This window comes from Rothia sp. P4278 (assembly GCF_048512945.1).
Lineage (GTDB): Bacteria > Actinomycetota > Actinomycetes > Actinomycetales > Micrococcaceae > Rothia.
Window position 1 is genome coordinate 412,806 of the sequence record NZ_JBLXXU010000002.1, and the last position, 19,998, is coordinate 432,803.

Annotated in this window: 17 protein-coding genes and 3 tRNA genes; 7 read left to right on the top strand and 13 right to left on the bottom strand. The window is 59.8% G+C overall.

Annotated elements, in window-relative coordinates; genetic code table 11:
* Positions 1-17 precede the first annotated feature (17 nt).
* The 4 genes from ACN085_RS05975 to ACN085_RS05990 form a co-directional block, all read right to left on the bottom strand.
* Positions 18-503, bottom strand: a complete 486-nt coding sequence (locus ACN085_RS05975; RefSeq protein WP_419110897.1) for a dehydrogenase — start codon at positions 501-503, stop codon at positions 18-20.
* 128 nt (positions 504-631) lie between these two features.
* The gene (locus ACN085_RS05980) at positions 632-823 is read right to left on the bottom strand and encodes a YbdD/YjiX family protein (protein WP_419110898.1); all 192 of its coding nucleotides are present in this window, start codon (positions 821-823) and stop codon (positions 632-634) included.
* Between the two features lie 7 nt (positions 824-830).
* Positions 831-3,101, bottom strand: coding sequence for a carbon starvation CstA family protein (locus ACN085_RS05985; RefSeq protein ID WP_419110899.1), 2,271 nt, complete (start codon positions 3,099-3,101; stop codon positions 831-833).
* Positions 3,102-3,244: 143 nt separating this feature from the next.
* Positions 3,245-4,255, bottom strand: a complete 1,011-nt coding sequence (locus ACN085_RS05990) for an NAD(P)H-quinone oxidoreductase (RefSeq protein ID WP_419110901.1) — start codon at positions 4,253-4,255, stop codon at positions 3,245-3,247.
* A gap of 162 nt (positions 4,256-4,417) precedes the next feature.
* Between ACN085_RS05990 and ACN085_RS05995 the strand changes: the two genes are divergently transcribed.
* From ACN085_RS05995 to ACN085_RS06005, 3 genes are all read left to right on the top strand, one after another.
* Positions 4,418-4,505: transfer RNA gene (locus ACN085_RS05995), tRNA-Ser, on the top strand.
* Positions 4,506-4,571: 66 nt separating this feature from the next.
* Positions 4,572-4,862: a hypothetical protein gene (locus tag ACN085_RS06000; protein ID WP_419110902.1), complete on the top strand. Its 291-nt coding sequence runs from the start codon at positions 4,572-4,574 to the stop codon at positions 4,860-4,862.
* 91 nt (positions 4,863-4,953) lie between these two features.
* Positions 4,954-5,042, top strand: a tRNA-Ser gene (locus tag ACN085_RS06005).
* Positions 5,043-5,119: 77 nt separating this feature from the next.
* Here the strand turns inward: ACN085_RS06005 and ACN085_RS06010 are convergent.
* From ACN085_RS06010 to ACN085_RS06050, 9 genes are all read right to left on the bottom strand, one after another.
* Positions 5,120-5,647: a SixA phosphatase family protein gene (locus tag ACN085_RS06010; RefSeq protein WP_419104199.1), complete on the bottom strand. Its 528-nt coding sequence runs from the start codon at positions 5,645-5,647 to the stop codon at positions 5,120-5,122.
* Between the two features lie 9 nt (positions 5,648-5,656).
* Positions 5,657-6,439: an alpha/beta fold hydrolase gene (locus ACN085_RS06015; protein WP_419110903.1), complete on the bottom strand. Its 783-nt coding sequence runs from the start codon at positions 6,437-6,439 to the stop codon at positions 5,657-5,659.
* A 134-nt stretch (positions 6,440-6,573) separates the two neighbouring features.
* A complete protein-coding gene (locus ACN085_RS06020) occupies positions 6,574-7,344 on the bottom strand; it encodes a winged helix-turn-helix domain-containing protein (protein ID WP_419110904.1) in 771 nt (256 codons plus the stop codon).
* Between the two features lie 408 nt (positions 7,345-7,752).
* Complete coding sequence (gene upp / locus ACN085_RS06025; RefSeq protein ID WP_419099061.1) at positions 7,753-8,391, bottom strand: uracil phosphoribosyltransferase; 639 nt, start codon at positions 8,389-8,391, stop codon at positions 7,753-7,755.
* A 461-nt stretch (positions 8,392-8,852) separates the two neighbouring features.
* Positions 8,853-8,943 (bottom strand) — tRNA-Ser (locus ACN085_RS06030).
* A gap of 81 nt (positions 8,944-9,024) precedes the next feature.
* Positions 9,025-9,684 carry a TetR/AcrR family transcriptional regulator gene (locus ACN085_RS06035; protein WP_419110905.1) on the bottom strand — a complete coding sequence of 220 codons (660 nt, stop codon included), beginning with the start codon at positions 9,682-9,684 and terminating at the stop codon, positions 9,025-9,027.
* A 104-nt stretch (positions 9,685-9,788) separates the two neighbouring features.
* Positions 9,789-10,262: a tRNA adenosine(34) deaminase TadA gene (gene tadA, locus ACN085_RS06040; RefSeq protein WP_419099443.1), complete on the bottom strand. Its 474-nt coding sequence runs from the start codon at positions 10,260-10,262 to the stop codon at positions 9,789-9,791.
* A 38-nt stretch (positions 10,263-10,300) separates the two neighbouring features.
* Entirely contained in the window at positions 10,301-12,484 is a 2,184-nt protein-coding gene (locus ACN085_RS06045) for a RecQ family ATP-dependent DNA helicase (protein ID WP_419110906.1), read from the bottom strand.
* A gap of 6 nt (positions 12,485-12,490) precedes the next feature.
* Positions 12,491-13,240, bottom strand: a complete 750-nt coding sequence (locus tag ACN085_RS06050; RefSeq protein ID WP_419110907.1) for a DUF6270 domain-containing protein — start codon at positions 13,238-13,240, stop codon at positions 12,491-12,493.
* A 74-nt stretch (positions 13,241-13,314) separates the two neighbouring features.
* Here ACN085_RS06050 and ACN085_RS06055 point away from each other — a divergent pair, with 74 nt between their 5' ends.
* The 4 genes from ACN085_RS06055 to ACN085_RS06070 are packed head-to-tail and all read left to right on the top strand — an operon-like array spanning position 13,315 to position 19,981.
* On the top strand, positions 13,315-15,312 hold the full coding sequence (locus tag ACN085_RS06055) for a glycosyltransferase family protein (protein WP_419110908.1): 1,998 nt from the start codon (positions 13,315-13,317) through the stop codon (positions 15,310-15,312).
* A gap of 36 nt (positions 15,313-15,348) precedes the next feature.
* A complete protein-coding gene (locus ACN085_RS06060; protein WP_419110909.1) occupies positions 15,349-15,990 on the top strand; it encodes a hypothetical protein in 642 nt (213 codons plus the stop codon).
* Complete coding sequence (locus ACN085_RS06065) at positions 15,987-17,465, top strand: hypothetical protein (RefSeq protein ID WP_419110910.1); 1,479 nt, start codon at positions 15,987-15,989, stop codon at positions 17,463-17,465. Before ACN085_RS06060 ends, ACN085_RS06065 begins: the two co-directional genes overlap by 4 nt.
* Complete coding sequence (locus ACN085_RS06070) at positions 17,462-19,981, top strand: bifunctional glycosyltransferase/CDP-glycerol:glycerophosphate glycerophosphotransferase (protein WP_419110911.1); 2,520 nt, start codon at positions 17,462-17,464, stop codon at positions 19,979-19,981. The genes ACN085_RS06065 and ACN085_RS06070 overlap by 4 nt, the downstream gene beginning before the upstream one ends.
* Positions 19,982-19,998: the final 17 nt, after the last annotated feature.

The window sequence follows — 19,998 nt, forward strand, 5'->3', positions numbered from 1 at the left end:
TTCTCCCCTGTCAGAAGCTAAGAGGCTGTTTGTTGCGCTTCACAGCGTGCCTGCTCTAGGTAGGTTTCTGCATCGCTAATGTGCTGTTTGACGGTGTCGATTCGGCGGGCGATGCTCTCAGTTCGGGTGCATCCGTTCAGGCAGTCACCGGCGCAACGGGTCATGGCTAGGGCCTCAGCGGTAAGGGCCAGTGCGTTGCCTGCTCGGGAGAGTGCGCGGTGCAGATCGGAATATACGCCGGTGGGTGAGGCGGGGATGTCCTGGGAGTCGCTGGGAGCTAGCCGGTGCGCTTCGGCGGCAACGATTCGAACCCTGGGGAGCAGGTCAGCTAGCTCGTTGGCAAGCGGCACGATTTCTTCGAGTGTGGGGCCTGCTGGGACGCGCTCGAGGATCTGGTGAAAGCGGTCAAGCCCTCGGACGAACCGGTCGTGGGTTCTGCGCCAGAGGCCTTGCCCAAGCTCAGCGTCGTCACGACGGCTTTGCAAGAAGTCTTTGATGCCCATTGCTTGGCCCTTTCTTACCGGTTCCTACTTTCTTAGGTTACCCTAATTTTTTCGCCTGCTGGTCACCAGCCTATGCAGGGAGGCCGCTACCCCAACTTTTGGTGGGGTAACGGCCTCTGGGCTACTTGTTAGCAGCAGCGGGCACCGGGGTTACGGTCCAACCCGTCGGTGTATTCCCGCCAGAACTGGCGTTCGGTCATGGGCTCCTGGTTGCAACCGGTTGCTCTGTGGTGGGCCAGGTACTTTTGGTACTTGTCAGCGCCCATCACTCCCCCGGCAAACCAGCGAGCCCGTGAGAGAAAATACCGTATCTTCTGCATGGCTCTCCTAGTGGCCGCTGTGGCTTGCTGAGCCGCTGATCTGGTCGGGGTACTTCTCGTAGAAGGCCTTCCATTCCTTTTCCAGTTCACGCTCGGCCGGGGTGGCGAAGAGGCCAGCCGGTGCGTAGATGGTGGACTGGACATAGGGGTTCTCGTGGCTCTTCTGGGCGTGACCGTTTTTGGCCTTGAATACCTCCAGGACGGCGGCAATCACCACGATCAGGGTCAGCACCACGAAGAGAATGGAGAGTGTGCCCTGCACGAAAGTGTTGCGCACAACGGCTTCCATTGCTTCCACGTTCTTTGCCGCGCCGAGGGAGGTTTCACCGGCGGCTAGGGCCTCCTTGAAGCGGTTGTGATTAGCCCAGTAGCCCACTGCGGGGTTGGTGGAGAAGATCTTCTGGTAAGAGCCGACCACGGTAACCAACAGGTCGAAGGCCAGAGGCAGGGCGATAATCCAGAGGTACTTGAAGCGGCCCTTGTTAGCGGCTATCGCTAGGCAGACAGCTAGGGCACAGGCAGCCAGGAGCTGGTTGGCGATACCGAAGAGCGGGTAGAAGGTGTTAATGCCACCCAAGGGGTCGGTTACACCCAGAATCAAGATGGATCCCCAACCTGCCACCATAAGAGCGGTGGTAATCCAGGCACCTGCCCGCCAGTTGTGGTCGCGGAACTTGGGGAAGAAGTTCCCCAGGGTATCAGACAGCATGAAGCGGGCAACGCGGGTACCGGCATCCACAGCGGTCAGAATGAAGAGAGCCTCAAACATGATGGCGAAGTGGTACCAGAAGCTAGTCAGTTCGAACCAGGGGAGCATCTTGCCCAGAATGAATGCCATGCCCACGGCCAGGGTAGGTGCGCCACCCGTGCGGGAGACGATGGAATGCTCACCCACCGCATCAGCTGTACCCTGTAGTAGCTCGGGTGTGACCTGCACACCGGTTAGACCCAGTGAGTTCACGAAGAGAGCTGCCGATTCCACGGTGCCGCCTGTGGCACCTGCTGAGGAATTCATGGCGAAGTAGATACCACGGTCAATGGTGACAGCTGCAACCAGGGCCATGATAGCGACAAAGGACTCCATGAGCATGCCGCCGTAACCGATAAAGCGGGTCTGGCGTTCTTTTTCAACCATCTTGGGGGTGGTACCCGAAGCGATGAGCGCGTGGAAACCGGAGAGCGCACCGCAGGCAATGGTGACAAAGAGGAAGGGGAAGAGGGAGCCTGACCACACCGGGCCGTCTGATCGGGAGGCGAACTCGCTGACGGCGGGTACGGTAATTTCGGGGCGGACCACGATGATACCCACGGCCAAGAGCACGATGGTGCCGACCTTCATGAAGGTGGAGAGGTAGTCGCGGGGTGCCAGCAGGAGCCAGACGGGCAGAACAGCGGCGATGAAGCCGTAGATGATGACACACCAGGCCAGGGTGACCCGGTCAAGGTGCAGGTATTGGGCGCCCCATTCGGTGTGGCTGACCCAGCCGCCGCTGATAATAGCGGCCATGAGCAGGACGAAGCCGATAATTGAGATCTCACCGACCTTGCCGGGGCGAATGTAGCGCAGGTAGACACCCATGAAGAGGGCGATAGGGATGGTCATGCCCACGGAGAATACGCCCCATGGGGATTCACCCAAGGCGTTGACAACCACCAGCGCCAAGATGGCGGTAATGATGATCATGATGGCCAGGGTTGCCAGAATCGCAGCGTAACCACCAATGGTGCCAAGCTCTTCCTTGGCCATCTGGCCTAGGGAGCGTCCACCGCGGCGCATTGAGAAGAAGAGAACCAGGTAGTCCTGGACTGCACCGGCCAAAATAACGCCGACGATAATCCAGATGGTCCCGGGCAGGAAGCCCATCTGGGCAGCTAGGACGGGGCCAACCAGGGGGCCTGCGCCAGCAATTGCGGCGAAGTGGTGCCCGTAGAGTACGCGGCGGTCGGTGGCGGCGTAGTCCTTACCGTCAGCATCGTACTCTGCGGGGGTTGCCCGGCGGTCATCGGGCTGAGCCAGTTTGGCTTCAATGAACCGGGCGTAGAAACGGTAGGCGATCAGGTAGCTACAGACGGCGGCAAAGACAAACCAGATAGCGTTCACGGTTTCGCCACGGAAGATAGCGATCATGGACCAACTGACTGCGCCAAGCAGAGTAATCAGTACCCAGATAGCGATGGTTTTGGGGGTCCAGGTGCGGTGTTCTTGCTCTAGCACCTCGGGGTCTATGTAGGCTTGCGGGCGTTCCTGCTCCGCAGTTGAAGAACTCTGTTGTGTCATGGGCTCACTCCAGTGTGATCGTGCGTGTTCCGCCAGTTTTAATGCGGTGTGCGTGCTCACACTATACCGAGCTTTGGGTGATAGGTCACACTGCTTCGCTCATGTGACATTTGGTTTAGAGCGCACCTACCTGTAACCCCTCTTTAGTCATGCGCTGATGCGTCAGGGACCAGGAGAATTTTACCCCGGTGAGCCCCGGATTCGAGACGGGCATGGGCTTGGGCGGCCTGCTCCAAGGGGAAAACAGAGTCGGTATGAAGGCTGATGGCGCCGCTCTCGATTAGGGGCCAGACAAGTCTGTGCACACCGTCCACAATGCGCGCCTTATCGTCGGCACTTCGTGAGCGCAGGGAGGTGGCATGCAGGCTCAGCCGCCGCGGTAGCATGTAGCCCAGGTTCAGCTCACCTTTAGCGCCGCCCTGAAGTCCAATCACCGCGAGGGAACCGCCCAGGGCCAGGGTTTTGATGTTTTCTTCGAGGTAGCTACCGCCCACCACATCGAGAATGTAGTTGGCCCCGCGTTCTTCGGTTGCCTGCCGCACGATCTGGCGGAAGTTCTCGGTGCGGTAGTTAATGGGGTGGGCACCGAGGCTCTGAACATAGTCGCACTTTTCGTCGGTGCCAGCGGTTGCGAAAACCGTGAGGCCCAGTGCCTGGGCTAGTTCAATGGCGTGGGTGCCGATTCCACCGGTACCCCCGTGAATGAGCAGACTGGCCCCTTGATTGGTTTGGGGGCTGGTGCCTACCCCGAGGGTGAGCACCAGGTTGGAGTAGACCGTTGCGGCTACCTCTATCAGGCCGGCGGCATCGCCTAAGCTGACCCCGGCAGGTAGGGGCAGAGTGTGCGCTAGGTCCACCGCGACGTATTGGGCGTAGCCACCTCCTGCAAGCAGGGCAACTCTTGGTTCCCCGACGAGGGCCGTATCCACTCCGGGTCCGACCGCTTCGATGACACCAGATACCTCTAGCCCGTAGATGGAGCTTGCCCCTGGCGGTGGCGGGTAGAAGCCGCGACGTTGGGCAAGATCGGCCTGGTTAATGCCCGCTGCGGCGACTTTGAGGAGGACCTGGCCCGGCCCTGGCTCAGGAACCGGCATCTGGCTGACGCACAGAACCTCGGGGCTTCCGTGCTCAGATTCAACAATGGCCTGCATGCTCTCCCCCTTTTTTTCCTGCCCCTAGGCAGGCGGTTCAGCTAAATCGTGCGGTGGGTATTGCCTGACTTTACTACCCTAGCGAGAGCAAGGGCACAGAAACTAGTATTTTGCTTTATGCTCCAGCCTGTGTAACATGGGATGAGTGCTTTGAGCACATTTGGATGGTTGTCCGAGCGGCCGAAGGAGCTGGTCTTGAAAACCAGTAGGCGGCAACCCCGCCTCAAGGGTTCAAATCCCTTACCATCCGCACCTAGCCCATCTTATGTATCTTACGTGAGATGGGCTTTATCTTTAACAGACGCTAAGGAACGGTATGACCAGCTACCCCAATCATCAGGTATACACCAAGAGCCCCCAGCAGGTTGAGGCCGACAAAGCCGCTCAGACTTCTACGATTCTTGGCATCGCCGGCCTCATAATATTCGGCTTTATTTTAGGGCCGCTGGCAATTTGGCAGGCTAAAAAGGCAGAATCCCTGGGCAGCGCTGCCACTATTGGCAAGGTCACCGGCTGGATTGCTCTTATCTACAACGTACTGGGGTTTATAGCCCTGGTTGGCTTAGTCCTCCTAGCCATGACCGCTAGCTCATCTACCGGCTACTAAAGCTTAGGTTTTGACCAAGCTTCTTTTTGTCGCTAGACTGGTCTAAGCTGTGGTGCTGAGCCAGGTTGACGGGTTAAGCTGAGCAGCGTTAGGAGACGTGCCAGAGCGGCCGAATGGACTTCACTGCTAATGAAGGGTCGGGGTTAAACTCGACCGGGGGTTCAAATCCCCCCGTCTCCGCTCTAAAGCCCGCCTACTCGATGAGTAGGCGGGCTTTTTCGTGTTTGCTCTCCCCCCCTAGTCACGGGGCCTCTGGTTTAGAAGCTAACGCAGTGGATCAGCTGAGCTTCACCGTCCACCAGCTGCCCCCAGTCCCCTTGGACCTGGAATACAGCCAAAGTGGCCGGGGCAAATCCGTAGGAGGCATCCATGAGGGCCTCGTAGTCGGAGTCGGGCCGGGCCAGTTGCAGGGTTGCGTCCTGCACACCGGGTAGGTGGGCAATTAGCATCAGCGAATGCACGGCCTCGGGGGTGCGGTTAATAGTGGTCAGTAGCTGGGAGGCAGGCGCGTTATAGAGGCGCTCATCCAGGCTAGCAGTGGGCGCCTTCTCCCCCAGCGCTTCGGAAACCCAGGTGGTGGTCTGCCGGGTACGCAGGGCGGCTGAGCTGACCATCATCTCGGGGATTAGGCCCTGCTCTACCAGCCAGGCACCGGCCCGAGGGGCTTGGGAGTGGCCACGCCGGGTCAGGGGGCGGTTGAAATCATCCAGCCCCCAATCAGCCTCGGCGTGGCGCATGATGATGAGGGTGCGGGCATCGTGGCGGGGCAGAGCAAAATCGGTCATACACCTATCCTAGTCGCGGTTGCCCAAGAAGCCTCTGAGTAAGTAGATAGTCTCCTGGGGCTTCTCCGAATGAACCCAGTGGCCCGCTCCCCTAATCACAGAGCGCCGTACCAGGGGGAAGAGCCGGCGCATAGGCTCAAAGTCTGCTGGGGTGATGTAGGGGGAATCGCCACCGGCGATCCAGAGCACCGGGCCCTTGTACTGCTGTTCTGTTCCCGGCCAACCCATAATCTGCGCTAGGTGCTCACGGAGCATGACCAGGTTGGGCTCCCAGCTGTTGCCGCTCTTGGACATTTTTAGGTTTTGGAGCAGGAAGGCTCTCACTCCTGCTGCAGGAACGGTGCGGGCCAGGTCAGTATCGGCCTGTCCCCTGGTGGTGTAGGTGTCGATGGGTAGAGCCAGCATACTGTCCATGAGCACCTCGAAGCTACCCTTGGACTCACCGGGGGCGATATCAATAACGACCAGCTTGCTGACCAGGTGCGGGTGTCTCAGGGCAAGGAGCATAGCAATTTTTCCGCCCATGGAGTGCCCCATGACGACCACCGGCTCACCGGCGGCATACTCGGCTACAGCTTGGGCGGCCAGGTCAGCCATCTGCCGGTAGTCAAAGCTATCGGTCCAGTAGCTTGAGCCGTGGTTGGGTAAATCAACGAGCAGGGTTTGTACACCCTCGCCCAGGTTTTTGGCGATAGCGGTGAAGTTCTTTCCCCGCCCCAAAAGGCCGTGCAGAAAGACGGTTTTGAGGGGGCCTGAACCGATGACGGTGGTCGCAAGAACAGAAGCAGTCATACCCTCTACTTTAACCCCATCGGGCGGCACACCCGGCACCACCACAAACGGTAAGGCCACCCCCGCTCGGTGCAAGGGTGGCCTTACCCTTATAAAGGGTTCTGGGCTGAGCTGGGCTCAGCTGGCAAATCCGTTTAGATGGAGTACTCGGGTGCGGCCCAGACAACGACCTCGGGGTGCTCGTAGAAGCGGTAGCCCTGGCCACGTACGGTGCGTACGGTGTTGGAGAGACGACCCAGCTTGGAACGCAGACGGCGGATATGAACGTCGATAGTGCGCTCGTTGGGGACTTCCTCGGCATCTCGCCACAGGCTGGTCAGCAGTTCTTCGCGGGCGACGGTGCGCTGGCCGTTTTCTACCAGGTAGTTGAGGAGCTCAAATTCCTTGTAGGTCAGGTTGAGCATCTCACCGTCCAGGTAAACTTCACGGCGGGAAAGGTCAATGAGTACACCGACGGAGTGGGTGGGCTTTGATTCATCGGCCGTGTGGTGGCTAGTGTGCTGGCCAGCTTCGGGCTGGTAGTGCACTGCGGTGGGGTCGCCTAGAGCATTGCGAACCACTTCGAGGTCGCTCCCCTGCGCATCGGAGGGGGCTAGGGCAACGGCGGCATAAGATTCAGCGCCGGGGACCTGGTTCTGCACGTAGACGCGGGTGTCCTGAACGATGCGGACCAGTGAGGTGCCCTGCGCTGCAGCGGCTTCCTCACTTAGGCCAACGTAGATCACGAAGCCACGGGCCTCATTTTCTTGAGCTACTGCTCGCTGGGGTTCTGGCTTGTAGGTCATGGGGCGAAGATTAGCTGGCTGCTGCCTGATTGCTCGGCCTTGATTCGGTGCGCCCTGCTGGCGCTGTGCGGCAGAACGATTGCGTTGCGATATGTGAACATATCCCGGTGCGCCTGACATTTGCCTACCTTCTCCCTGTGTATCGAGCATTCTAGTGTGTGGCTCAGCTAGACTGCACATCCCGTGCGTGAGGGAGTTGTCGCTGTCTAGCTTTAATCGTTGTCCGAATTTGTAATTAAAGCAAGGAACATTCAGATAAATTTTTAACTAATCTACCCGTATTCACAGGGAAAGGGCCTTGTTCAGGGACCTGCGAGCACCAATTTATACCCTGAGTTCTCAATAAGATCGATGTGGAAAGGCCTCTCTATCCCATAAGCCGCTAGTCACAGAATCCAGCGCTCAGGGGTGGGGACAGCTCAGGCAGGTCAGCGGTTCTTTGCAGAACCAAGCCAACCTGCCTGATTAATATGTGAGAACTAGGGGCGGCACCTTGGCCCGTAGGCCAACTGTTCTTACTATCGCACCCTAGTCGGCTACCCCGTAGAGACGGTCACCGGCATCACCCAAACCAGGAACAATATAAGCCTTTTCGTTGAGGCGTTCATCCTGAGCGGCCAGGAAAAGGTCAATATCGGCCATACCCTCAACACCGCGTTCCAGAGCGGCTATACCTTCGGGGGCACCCAGCACGCACACGCAGGTAATACGCTCAGCCCCGCGAGCGCGCAAGAACTTGATGGCCTCAATCAGGGTGCCACCGGTAGCGAGCATGGGGTCAAGCAGGTAGACCTGGCGGCCAGTGAGGTCTTCGGGCAGACGCTCAGCGTAGGTGACAATATCCAGGGTTTCTTCATTGCGGGCCATGCCCAAGAAGCCAACCTCGGCGGTGGGGATAAGACGGGTCATACCTTCGAGCATGCCCAGGCCCGCTCGCAGAATGGGGACGATCAGCGGGCGCGGGGTTGAGATGTGCGACCCGACGGTTTTAGCCACGGGAGTTTCAACCTCAATGGGTTCGGTGCGGATCTCGCGGGTGGCTTCGTAGGCGAGCAGGGTTACCAGCTCGTCAACCAGCTGCCGGAAGATAGGTGAGGGGGTGTTTTTGTCTCGCAGGACGGTAATTTTGTGATCGACCAGGGGATGATCCAGAACTTTAATACGCATAGTTAAAACCTATCAGCTCCTAGGCCCTGGGGGAGGGCACCATCAGCCTCTAGCCACACCTCACCCTGAAGGCTAGGCCTAAGCACATCTGGCAAGGAGACTGCCAACCCCTAGCCTGCTAGAAGGCATACCAGCATGACTACCATGGCACCAGAAACCCCCACCTCCCTGGGATCTTTTCCCTTGACCTCTTTCATCTGTCGCTCGGACTGTGTAGGGTGCTAGGGCCTTTGAAAGTTTTAGTTGTTCCCTGACTTTGAACGGAAACTTGCCTGACTATGGGGCGCTCGCAGGCTTCTAAGCTAGGCCCCCCTTGTTGGCCTCCGGGCAGGCTTCTCTGGGTCTGCTTGTCACCTGCTTTGATGCCAAGTTGTTGGGCAAACAAGTATCACAGAGACATTTTAAGGCATAGAAAAACCCGCCTAACCTAGCTTCTACTAGTCTAAACGGGTTTTTCTTTGTGGCGGTGACGGAGGGATTTGAACCCTCGGTACGGGGTTACCGTACACAACATTTCGAGTGTTGCACCTTCGGCCGCTCGGACACGTCACCAAACTCTGGAAAGTTTACCCTAGATGCCCCAGCGCCTCAACTTAGAGCCAGTGCCAGCACAGGCCAAGACCGGTTCGTGGCCTAGGCAGGGCCCAGGATGTAACCGTCGACGGTGAGCATAGCCAAGTCTGCGGCTTCGCTGGCACTGCGCTGGGCACCGTGGCGGGTTTCGTCCATCGAAAGCATGAAAACAGCACCGAATATAATCAGCGAAAGCCCCTCAACGGAACGCTCCTTATTCACCCTGTAGCGGGTCGAAAGCCTACTAATCAATTCACGGACAAACCGCATAATATCGGCACGGATCAGGTCGGTAGTTGGCGACCATTCAGAGCCAGCTCGCCACAGTTCCGAGACCCACAGGCGCGCAAAGCCGGGGTGCTCCCGCAGGTAGACAATAGCCGCCTCAAGAGCCTGACGGAGAGAGACCTTGGGGTCTAGCCCCCTATCGCTCGCCATTGTCATTTCCGCCAGCAGCAGCTTAGCGCCGTACTGCAGAAGTTGATCGATCATGGTCTTCTTAGACCCAAAGTTGTAGTAGACCGTACCTTTAGAAACACCGGCCCGTTCAGCGATGTCTTCAACGGTAGTCGCTGTAGGCCCGCCCTGGCTCATGATATCCATGGCAGCTTGAAAGAGCTTAAGCTGGGTTTTGTTGGTCCGCCCCGGGCGGCGGGTGCTGGCTTGGACAACAGGTGCCTGGTGTGCATAAACAATGGCGTTCGCTTGAGTGCTGTTCACACCCGCCCCCTCTTTTATTTGAAAAAATCAGTTACCTTTTGCAAATATACAGGATAGTGGGCAAGAAACAGGGTCTTGCGAGCACATGAATAGCGTAACCTTAACTACCTCTGTTGGCGGAAGAAAGTGGTCAGCAAGCTAGCGCACTCTGTTTCAAGCACACCGGGGTAGAGCTCTACCCAGTGGTTGACTTTCCGATCACGCAGAACATCGTAGACGCTCCCAGCCGCACCGGTTTTTTCTTCCCAGGCACCCATCACCACGGTAGGGATACGTGCCAGCAAAATTGCGCCAGCACACATAAGGCAGGGTTCCAAGGTAACCACCAGGGTGCACCCCTCAAGCCTCCAGCTCCCCAGGTGCTCAGCCGCCTCTCGAATGGCTAGGACCTCAGCATGGGCGGTAGGGTCAGCATCAGCTTCACGCCGGTTATAGCCCCGGCCGATTACCTGCCCCGAGGCGTCCACAAGAATTGCCCCGATAGGGACGTCATCGCTGACCAGGGCACAACGAGCCTGGTCAAGGGCCAGGCGCATGAGGGCTTCGTGGTCGCGGTTGCGGGGGCGGTCGCTAAAGATAGTGGGCACGGTCACCGGCTCTCATATGAAAAGGGGTTCTAATGGGTAATAGCAAGGGCATAAGGTAGCACGGCGGTGGCACCAGCCTTGCGGAGCATACGGGCAACAACCGTACTAGACCAGCGGGAGTCAATACGGTCAGTCACCAGCAGGACCGGACCGGGGCTACTGGCAAGGTAGTCTTGCACTCGGTCGGGAAGCCGGTAAGCACCCAGCACACCGGCGCATCTAAAGACGCTGTTGCCACCAAAGTGCTCTGGCTCTTTGACCCATTCCATATCGCCCAGGTCGGTGAGCTTACCGGCGGCCGCTAGCCCACGGGCTAGCGAGGACGCCAGGGCAGGGCGCACCGGGGAGGGCAAGCCCACCACAGCTACAGGGCGCTGTTCCCAGTCCCAGTCTGCAAGAACTTGAAGACTGGCACGGCCTAGATCTACGGGTACCGGCCCGTCCAGAGGGCTGCCGTCGGGGCCGGGGGCAAAGATTTCTCGCAGGCGATTGCCCCAGCCCAGGTCAGTGAGCCTGGCAAGGGCCCGGCCTGCTTGGGCCCGCTCCTGCAGGGCGATTCTGCCCCCAAGAGGCTTACCATGGTCCGTGGTTGCCTCAGACACCAGAGAGCCCAAACCGCTAGGCCACATGGCGCGCGGCTCAATTTCAACACCAGTACGGTTGAGGGTAATCCCTGCTTGCGCGGTCAGTGCAGGGTCAAGGTCGCTGGGGTACCAGGGGCCAGCGCACACATCGCAGATACCGCAGGGTTGGGCGGTGGTGTCATCAAGCTCTTGGGCTAGGAAGACCATACGGCAGGTGCTGGTGCGCTGGTAGTCCAGCATGGCCTGCTGTTCACGCAGGCGCGCCTGGAGCACACGTTCATAGCGGGGAGCATCGTAGTGCCAGGGAGCGCCCGTGGCTACCCAGCCCCTCTCGGCCCGCTCAACAGCGCCCTCAACCGCGAGGACCTTCAGGAGCAGATCCAGGGACGAACGTTTGACATCCACGCGAGTTTCCAGCGCCGGGACGGTCAGTTCCTGCCCCGCGGAGCTTGCTTGGCGAAGAGCGGCAAGAACAGCACCGGTGTTCTCGGGGGTGGGCATACTAGCAGTTGCGAAGTACTCCCAGATTTCCCGGTCTTCTCTACCGGGCATAAGTAGTACGTCGGCCTTGATAGCACCGCGACCAGCGCGCCCGACCTGCTGGTAGTAGGCAACCGCGCTGGAGGGTGCGCCCAGGTGAATCACAAACCCCAGATCCGGCTTATCGAAACCCATGCCCAGGGCGCTGGTAGCAACCAGGGCTTTGACCCGGTTCTCTTTGAGGGCTTCTTCGGCTTCTGCCCGCTCGTCCGCATCGGTTTTCCCGCTGTAGGGCAGTACCGGGTAGCCTGCTGCGCGCAGGGCAGCGGCGGTGTCTTCGGCAGCGGCCACCGTGAGCGTGTAGATGATCCCAGAGCCGGGTAGGCTCCCCAGGTGGGTTGCTAGCCAGCCCAGCCTATCGGTGGCGGTGGGCAGATGCAGAACGCCCAGCCGCAGAGAGTCACGGGAAAGTGGGCCGCGCAGAATAAAGACCGAGTCAGGGCCGGCTTGCCCACCCTGCTGGATTGCTAGTTGCTCCGCAACATCCTCAACTACACGCTCATTAGCGGTGGCGGTAGTGGCCAGAACAGGCACACCCGCTGGCAGGTTGGCGATAAGGTCACGGATTCGGCGGTAGTCGGGCCTAAAGTCGTGGCCCCAGTCAGAGATACAGTGGGCTTCGTCAATCACCAACAGGCCACAGGCGCGCACCAGCTCAGGGAGCCAGTTCTGGCGGAAGTCCGGGTTGTTCAGGCGTTCGGGGCCCACCAGCAAAACGTCTAGTTCACCGGCGGCCAGGTCAGCGCGGATTGCCGCCCATTCGGTCACGTTCGATGAGTTGACCATAGCGGCTCGTACACCGGCGCGGGCGGCGGCCTGCACCTGGTCGCGCATCAGGGCCAGTAGCGGGGAGACAATCAGGGCGGGGCCGCTGCCCTGGCGGCGCAGGAGCAGGGCCGAGATGAAGTAGACCGCAGATTTACCCCAGCCGGTGCGCTGGATCACCAGGGCGCGGCGGCGGTGCTCTACCAGCGCTTCGATAGCCTCAAACTGGCCGGGGTGGAACCGGGCCTCAGGGGCGCCGGTGAGCTGGGCGAGCAGGTCCTGGGCCTGCTCTTTAAGGGGTGCACTACTGGCGGTGGAGGTCATGAGAGCCTAGCTTTCCGGGGCGGGGTTGACGATCGCATCCCGCAGGTAGTGGTAGACCTCAGGCACATAGTGGAAAGGGGCCAGACCCCACTGGTGGCCGGGGTCAGCTACCACAAGGTCTGCGGGAACATCAATGATAGGTAGGCCCCGCTGCGCCACATAGTCGTAGTAGGGCACCGTGAGCTGGTTGGCTTCTTGGGCGCTAATTCCCATGCTGAGGGGGGTGGGCTCATGGGCACTGGTCTGTTCGGCCCAGGGCAGGCGCAGAAGGCGCACCTTAGCAAGGGCACCGTGTTCGGTCAGTGCCTCAATAAACTCGTCTGCTTTCTCGCACCAGCTCTGGAAATGCTCTTCAGCGCCTAGGGCAACGTGGGTGCCGTCCTCAATCAGGCCCATAGCCGGCTTGGAGGCAACCAAGTCGATAGAGCGGGTCACAACCTCACCTGTGCTAAACCAGTGGACCCCGTGACGTTCATCGAAGATATCCCACAGGATCAGGTCATACTGGTCTGCGGTCTCTAGCAGGGAATCCAAGGATTGACCGGCCCAGTCGGCGCGAAGCATCTTATCTTGAAATTTATTGCTCAGCTCCAGGTCTGCAGGGAGCTTATAGCTGGCATCGGTAGCCCACGAAAGCAAGGAGTGCCGGGCGGTGTAGCCGACTACCCGATAGTTTTCAGGCAAATACTCAGCGGTATCGCGGGCAACACAAGAGCCGTAGATAAAGACTCTCTGTACCTGATTTCCTACTGTCATGCTCTCCCTTATGTATTCGCCGCTGACGGTGCGGTAGGTTTATTGTATCTGCCTATTTGAGTCAAGGAGTAGCGGTGCCCCAGCTTTTGTCCCCCTCTGAACTACGTCGCGCGCTCTGGCACTTTCGCCGAGGAGGCCTGAGGCAGGTCCGTAAGTTCAGGCGGCGTCAGGTCATGGCAAACCACTTTGGCGGTGCGGCCTTTAGTTCCCGCTCCCGCAGCGGGGGCAAAGGTTTAGGCCTAGCCAGCGAGGAAGCCGTCGGCGCGGTCCCCCAGGTCAGCAAGGACCGAAAAACCCCTGCTGGCTACCGTCTTGACTTCCTGCCCCTAGACTACCCCAGCTACCCTCCGGTTTTTGAGGGCTTAAAAGTGGCTACTATTCTGGATGATTTTTCTGCGCTGGCCTGGGGTTTTGAGTTCACCACTTTAGCTATCACCCCGGAGAACTGGCGAGAGGTCCTAGAACGCGAGAAGCCTGATTTTCTGCTGGTGGAGTCTGCCTGGGCCGGTAACGACGGTACCTGGCAGTACCACCTAACCGGGGAATCAGCCCCGCGCCCTGCCGTCAAAGAGCTTCTGGCCTACACCCGGCAAGAAGGCATCCCCTCTGTTTTCTGGAACAAGGAGGACCCCCCGCATTTTGAGGACTTCCTTGCTACTGCCGCGCTTTTTGACTTTGTTTTTACCTCCGATAGCAACATGGTCACCCGCTACCAGCAAGAGCTGGGGCATGAACGGGTCTATCCTCTGGCTTTTGCCGCCCAGCCAGCAGTGCACAACCCGGTGCGCCCCCACCACGGGGTAGCAGAGCGCGGTGCGGCCTTTGCAGGTTCTTACTTTGCCCATAAATACCCTGAGCGCCGCGAGCAGATGGACTACCTGCTCAAGGGTGCCCGCACCGGAGCGGCCCAGGCCGGTGAGCCTTTTGAGATTTTCTCCCGCTTTTTAGGTCAGGACGAACGCTACCAGTTCCCCCAGCCGCTCACCGAGCACGTCGTGGGCAGCCAGAGCTACCAGCAGATGCTGGTGGCCTATAAGGCCTATAAGGTCTTCTTGAACGTCAATTCGGTGGTGGATTCCCCGAGCATGTGCGCCCGCAGAATCTTTGAGATTCTAGCCAGCGGAACACCCGTACTGACCAGCCCCTCAGCCGCTATTAACAGCTACTTTGACGAGACTATGATCCAGGTGGCAGGTACCGAAGACCAAGCGCGTCAGGCAACCCGCGCCCTACTAGCAAGCGGTGAGTACCGGGACCGGCAGGTTCACCTGGCCCAGCGACACATCTGGTCACAGCACACCTATTCCCACCGGGCACTGACCATTCTCAATGCGCTGGCAAGCCAAGGAAAGCTGACCGGGCCCTTCGCCCTGGGGCAACCGAGTGTCAGCGTCATTGCCTCTACCTGCCGCCCTGAACAGGTGGAGCACCTCCTTGAACAGGTAGGCCAGCAGACGGTGCAAGCTGAACTGGTTCTGCTGACCCACGGTTTCACCCTCGATTCTCGCACCTTCCAGGACCGTGCCCGTCAGGCCGGGATTGAGCGGGCACGCCTGCTGACCGCAGGTAGTGAACGCTCTCTGGGCTACTGCCTGAACCAGCTTGTTGATGCGGCACAGGGGCAAGTCCTTGCCAAGATGGATGACGATGACCTCTACGGCCCCCACTACCTGGAGGACTCCCTGCACGCCCTACGCTTCTCCCGCGCCGATGTGGTTGGCAAACAGGCATATTATATGCGCCTGCAAGGCCTTGAGGCAACGGTGGTACGGGCGGCAGAACGCGAACACCGCTTCACCGACTTCGTCGCAGGCCCGACCCTGCTAGGTTACCGTAGCATCTTCCAGGCCCACCCCTTTGAGGACGTCTCCACCGGCGAAGACACCGCCTTCTTAGAATCTGTGGCTCAAGCTGGCGGGCGTATTTACTCCGCTGACCGCTTCAACTTTGTGCAGGTACGCAGAGCAGCAGGGCAGGGAGCCAAGCACACCTGGGATATCAGCGACTCCCGGGTTCTGGCCCAGGCACGGCTCCACCACTACGGCCTCAGCCAGCAGCACATCTTCTTCTAAAGCCCCCGGGCTCAGTCCCCTCCCTGAAAGGTACCTATGGCTGGTCTCTCTAGCTTCTTTCGGTTCACCCAGCGCTCCCTGAACGAAGACGACACCAGGGGCGCTATCAGCACCGGCTCCGACGAGGTAGCTCTGGGCCGGGTCATTAGCCAGGTCGATGAGGACCGTGTAGCGGCAGGCTCCCAGATTCTGGCGGGCATGCTCTTTGGCAAAGATCTCTCTGCCCTGCCCCCGCACTGGAAACAGGCACAAGCCTACGGGGTAGTTTCCCCCGCGCTCGCGCAGGAGTGCAAGCAGAACCTGGTAGCGCTCAACCCCGGCTGGGCCTACGCGGTAGCGCCCACCCTCAAGGCCAGCTACTTTCTGGTAGAAACCCGCGCCCTGACTCAGGGGAGCTGGGCGGGAACCCTAGAGGCAGGCGGCGAACACCTCTTCGACGAGCTCCTGGCCCTGATTTCCCAGGCCAGGCGCTCCTACACCACCCCCGTACTGATCGATAATGCAAGGGTGCCCGCTGGCCCACCGGCCTCCTTTAGGCTGTTGAGCGCCCACCAACGGCTCCGCAAGGCGGTGACAGCCCAACTAACTGACCTCCAGGGCGCCGACTACGCCCTCTCACCCTTCCTCCAACAGCTCTTGGCCTACACCCAGCAGGACCACAGGAAGGCCCGCCCATGACCACCGCTCTCATCTACCGGGGCCGAGGTAAGAATCTCTCTGGCCTTGACCAGGCCGCGCTCAGGCTCCAAGTAAACCTGCATTCTCTAGGGTTTGAAGCACACGTCCTTGCCCAAGAGCAGCCGCTCGCTACCATCACCGATGAAGTCCAGGCCCAGGCAGGCAAGACCCAGGCCCAGCTGGTGTTTGTGGTCGGTTACAGCGCCGCTTTCGCGGTGGCCCAGCAGTGGAACCGGCAGCTACCCCTGGTCGCGGTTCTGCCCGATATTCCCAGCCACACCGAATCCCTCTACGACAGCACCAGCCAAAATATAGAAACCATCATTCGGCTGGCCGACTACACACTGGTCAATGACACAGCCTCCCGCTCCCTCATTGAGTACTCAGTGCCCGGGGCCGACGGCTCGGTGGGCACTCTGGCACACCTTGAACCGGTACTCCGTATGCTCAAGCTCCAAGACCTGAGTTTCCCACCGCTCAAGGTCCTCATCAGTAGCCACGACTTCCGGTTCACCCCCGGCATTGTTCGTATGCTCGAAAAAGCCAATAAGGTGGAGGTCAGGCTTCAAGAGTGGGCACTCGAAGAGGCTGCCCCTACCGATCACAACCACCAAGAACTCATGGACTGGGCCGATGTGGTGCTCTGCGAATGGGCTGGCCGTAACGCCATCTGGTACTCCCACAACCTGCCCGCCGGTAAACGCCTGCTCATTCGCCTGCACGGTTTTGAGGCTCAAGCCGCCTGGATTACCGACCTCAATTTCAGCCGGGTAGACCAGCTCATTCTGGTCTCGGAGTTCTACCGGCAGCAGGTGCTCTCCCTACACCGCTGGGACCGGCACAAAATCAAGGTCATCGGTAACTCAATCGAGTTTGATGCCTTCAGCCGCCCCAAGCGGCAGGACGCGCCCTACCACCTGGGCATGCTCGGTTTCACGCCCTTCCTCAAACGCCCTGACCTAGCGGTGGAGGTCCTGGAGAATCTACTCGCCCACGATGAGCGTTACATGCTCCACCTGCGCGGGCGCGCTCCCTGGCGCTTCTCCTGGCTGTGGAACAAGAACCTGGCAGAAGTGGATGCTTACCGCCAGCTCTACCAGCGCATCGGTAGTTCCCCCCAGTTACGGGAGCACCTTGTCTTTGAAACCCAAGGCGCTAACGTGGAATCCTGGTTCAGCAAAATCGGGTGGATCCTTTCGCTCAGTGACCGTGAGACCTTCCACCTGGCCGCTGCCGAAGGCATGGCTTCGGGCGCAGTCCCCCTTTTCCTAGAACGCACGGGGGTGACCGATATTTTCTCGGACCGCTGGGTCTTCCCCTCAGCTGAGGCTATAGCGGACTACATCGTAGAACATACCTCCCGGCCCCTGTGGGCTGCCCAAAGTGCCGCCGCGCAGTCCTACGCCACCCGGTTTGACTTTCAGGAGGTCGCCCAGGAGTGGGCTAACTCAATCTGCGGGGTGGAGGGCGCGTGAGTGCTAGGTTCTCGGTCATTATTCCGGTAGCCGATTCTGGCCCCTACCTGGCCCAGGCTCTGGAGAGCCTGCGCTCGCCGCTGGTGGAGCGTATTTTTGTGGTGGCCGATAATGCAGAAGCTCTAGAAGCTACGCGGGAGCTAGCTGCCACCAACACCAAGGTGCGGGTGCTCAGGACGGGGCAGGGGAATGTTTTTGCCTGTAGCGCTGGGGCCGCCCGCAATGTGGGGCTGAGGGCGGCGGTAGCTGAGTCAACGGACTGGGTGGCCTTCTTGGATGCGGACGACACCGTGTCCCCAGGCTACTTTGAAGCCCTCGGTGAGCTGATAGCCCAGCACGCCGACCAGGATTTTTCGTCCAGCCCGCTGATTCACACCAGGATTATGCGCTTGGACCAGCAGGAACACGGTGCTGAGCCCCAGGAGGTTCACCCCCTGCGCTACCGGTTTATGCAGGGTAGTCGGTGGGTGAGCCTGACCGATGAGCCACACATGATTGGTACTTCGGTGGCGGCGGCTGTTTTCAACCGGCAGGTGCTTGCAACTACGGGTCTGCGGTTTGATGAGGGGGTTAACTGGTCTGAGGACTCTGACTTTATCGTTCGGCTCCTGCTGGCCTGCCGGGCAAGAGGTGTGGGTGTGTGCGCGGGTGCGCGCTATCTTTACCGGGTGGGGCACCAGCGCTCCCTGACCAGCGGTGCCTGGTCTGCTCCGCTCAAGTACACCCTGCCCTTCGAGCGCTTTTACCTGCCCTGGTCACAGAGCTCTAGGCCCCTGCCACTGTGGTTGCAGAACCAGCTCCTCTACGAGCTGGCCCACTACCTACAGATTGACCGTCAGGTGTTCTCGCCCGCCCTTGAACTACCTGGGCAGGTCCGCAGAACCTGCGCCGGTTACATAGAGCAGATCTTGGGGAAGATTGACACTAGCCTGCTGGAAGGCTTTGCGGTTCTGCCCCTGGGCTTAGACCGAAGGCAGCTCTTGCTGGCTCGTTCTGCCCAGGTGGATGCTCTGCCCTATGCACCGCTGACCAGCCGCCAGGTGTTCTCTTATGCTAAGCGGTCCTGGCGCCCGGTACAGAAGTTCACCTATTTCTACCGGGGCGATGCGCTCCCGGCAGGCCAGGACGTACCCGCAGAAGTCTTTATGGTGCAGGGCCAGCCGGTAGAACCTGTAACCGCTAAGTGGGTGAGCCACACTCTCTTTGGTGTGGAGTTCGTGCGGGAACGTATTCTCTGGTTTGAGCAGGCCCCTAGCATACGGGTCGCTGGGTTTGACCTAAAAGTTAGCCCCTACGCTGGTACACCGCTTCTGCTCCGTCAGCTTGCCCAGCCTCTTGCCCAGCCCACTCCCCCGCCTTCTACCGAGATGGCAGAGAGGCCGTCCTTGCTCATGCAGGCTAAGAAGGGCCTGTGGCGGCTCAAGCGGGCGCTCACGAGCCGTTCAGGTCAAGGGTCTGCCGCACCGGGCCAGGTTCAGCCCGCGCAGGTGCGGCAGGTCTGGGTGTACGCGGATAGGGAGCACCGGGCCGGTGATAATGCGGAGGCTTTTTACCGCTACGCCAGCGCCCACGCGCCCCAGGTGGAGCACGTTTTCTTGCTCTGCAGGCAGAGCCCCGACTGGGCCAGGTTGGAGCAGGAGGGGTTCACCCTGGTAGAGGTGGCTAGTGCCCAGGCTCAAGAGCTTGGCAGGCGAGCCAGTAACCTGCTGATCAGCGATATTAGTGCCCCCAGGTTAGCCCCTATTTTGGCTGCTTTAGGGCCTGATCAGCGGCTTATTTTTCTTCAGCACGGTATTTTGCGGCGCGATCACTGGCGTTGGCTCAACCCCCGCCGGATTGACCTTATGCTCACTACCTTGGACAGCGAAACCCAGGCCATTGTGGGTGATGGGTCCTGCTACACGCTGACCCGCCAGGAGGTCTGGCAGCTGGGGTTACCCCGCCACGACCGCCTGTACGAGTTAGCTGCCGGTGAGGTTCGGCGCGATAGGGTGCTGGTGGCCCCTACCTGGCAGCAGAGCCTAGTGACCGCCACAGATGATGAGGTTCGGGCCTGGGTAGGCTCCTGGGTGGGGCCTTGGGTTGAGGCCTGTGAGCGGCTGGGCCAGCGCGGTGTGCGCCCGGTCTTCTTTGTGCACCCCAACATGGAGGAGCGGGTGGCTCACTTGGGTGAGGGTTTGGGTGTTGAGCTGGTTTTTGGCCACCAGTTCCAGGAGGCGCTGGTGCGCTCGTGTGCCCTGGTGACCGATTATTCGTCCGTAGCCGATGATGCCCTGCTGGTGGGTGTGCCGGTTGCGCTGGTGGTAGCGCCCGATGACCCCCAGCTCAAGCGGGCCAGGAATCTGTTAGAAACCCCCGGCGTGACTCTCATCAGACCTGAAAATCTGCAAGAGCTCGCAGTTTCTTTCCTGCTTACCGGCAGTTCTGCCCGGAAAGCTAAGACCCTCAAACCTGGCAAAGACAGCTGTGGCAGTTTACTGAGTAACCTTCAAGGCAGCCTCTCACTATGGCTCTAGTTAGCTGCCCCACCGCT

What these genes read in the sequence shown, in the direction of transcription:
- ACN085_RS05975 (WP_419110897.1), bottom strand. Translation starts at nt 503, where the DNA reads ATGGGCATCAAAGACTTCTTGCAAAGCCGTCGTGACGACGCTGAGCTT.
- ACN085_RS05980 (WP_419110898.1), bottom strand. Translation starts at nt 823, where the DNA reads ATGCAGAAGATACGGTATTTTCTCTCACGGGCTCGCTGGTTTGCCGGG.
- ACN085_RS05985 (WP_419110899.1), bottom strand. Translation starts at nt 3,101, where the DNA reads ATGACACAACAGAGTTCTTCAACTGCGGAGCAGGAACGCCCGCAAGCC.
- ACN085_RS05990 (WP_419110901.1), bottom strand. Translation starts at nt 4,255, where the DNA reads ATGCAGGCCATTGTTGAATCTGAGCACGGAAGCCCCGAGGTTCTGTGC.
- ACN085_RS06000 (WP_419110902.1), top strand. Translation starts at nt 4,572, where the DNA reads ATGACCAGCTACCCCAATCATCAGGTATACACCAAGAGCCCCCAGCAG.
- ACN085_RS06010 (WP_419104199.1), bottom strand. Translation starts at nt 5,647, where the DNA reads ATGACCGATTTTGCTCTGCCCCGCCACGATGCCCGCACCCTCATCATC.
- ACN085_RS06015 (WP_419110903.1), bottom strand. Translation starts at nt 6,439, where the DNA reads ATGACTGCTTCTGTTCTTGCGACCACCGTCATCGGTTCAGGCCCCCTC.
- ACN085_RS06020 (WP_419110904.1), bottom strand. Translation starts at nt 7,344, where the DNA reads ATGTCAGGCGCACCGGGATATGTTCACATATCGCAACGCAATCGTTCT.
- upp (WP_419099061.1), bottom strand. Translation starts at nt 8,391, where the DNA reads ATGCGTATTAAAGTTCTGGATCATCCCCTGGTCGATCACAAAATTACC.
- ACN085_RS06045 (WP_419110906.1), bottom strand. Translation starts at nt 12,484, where the DNA reads ATGACCTCCACCGCCAGTAGTGCACCCCTTAAAGAGCAGGCCCAGGAC.
- ACN085_RS06050 (WP_419110907.1), bottom strand. Translation starts at nt 13,240, where the DNA reads ATGACAGTAGGAAATCAGGTACAGAGAGTCTTTATCTACGGCTCTTGT.
- ACN085_RS06060 (WP_419110909.1), top strand. Translation starts at nt 15,349, where the DNA reads ATGGCTGGTCTCTCTAGCTTCTTTCGGTTCACCCAGCGCTCCCTGAAC.
- ACN085_RS06065 (WP_419110910.1), top strand. Translation starts at nt 15,987, where the DNA reads ATGACCACCGCTCTCATCTACCGGGGCCGAGGTAAGAATCTCTCTGGC.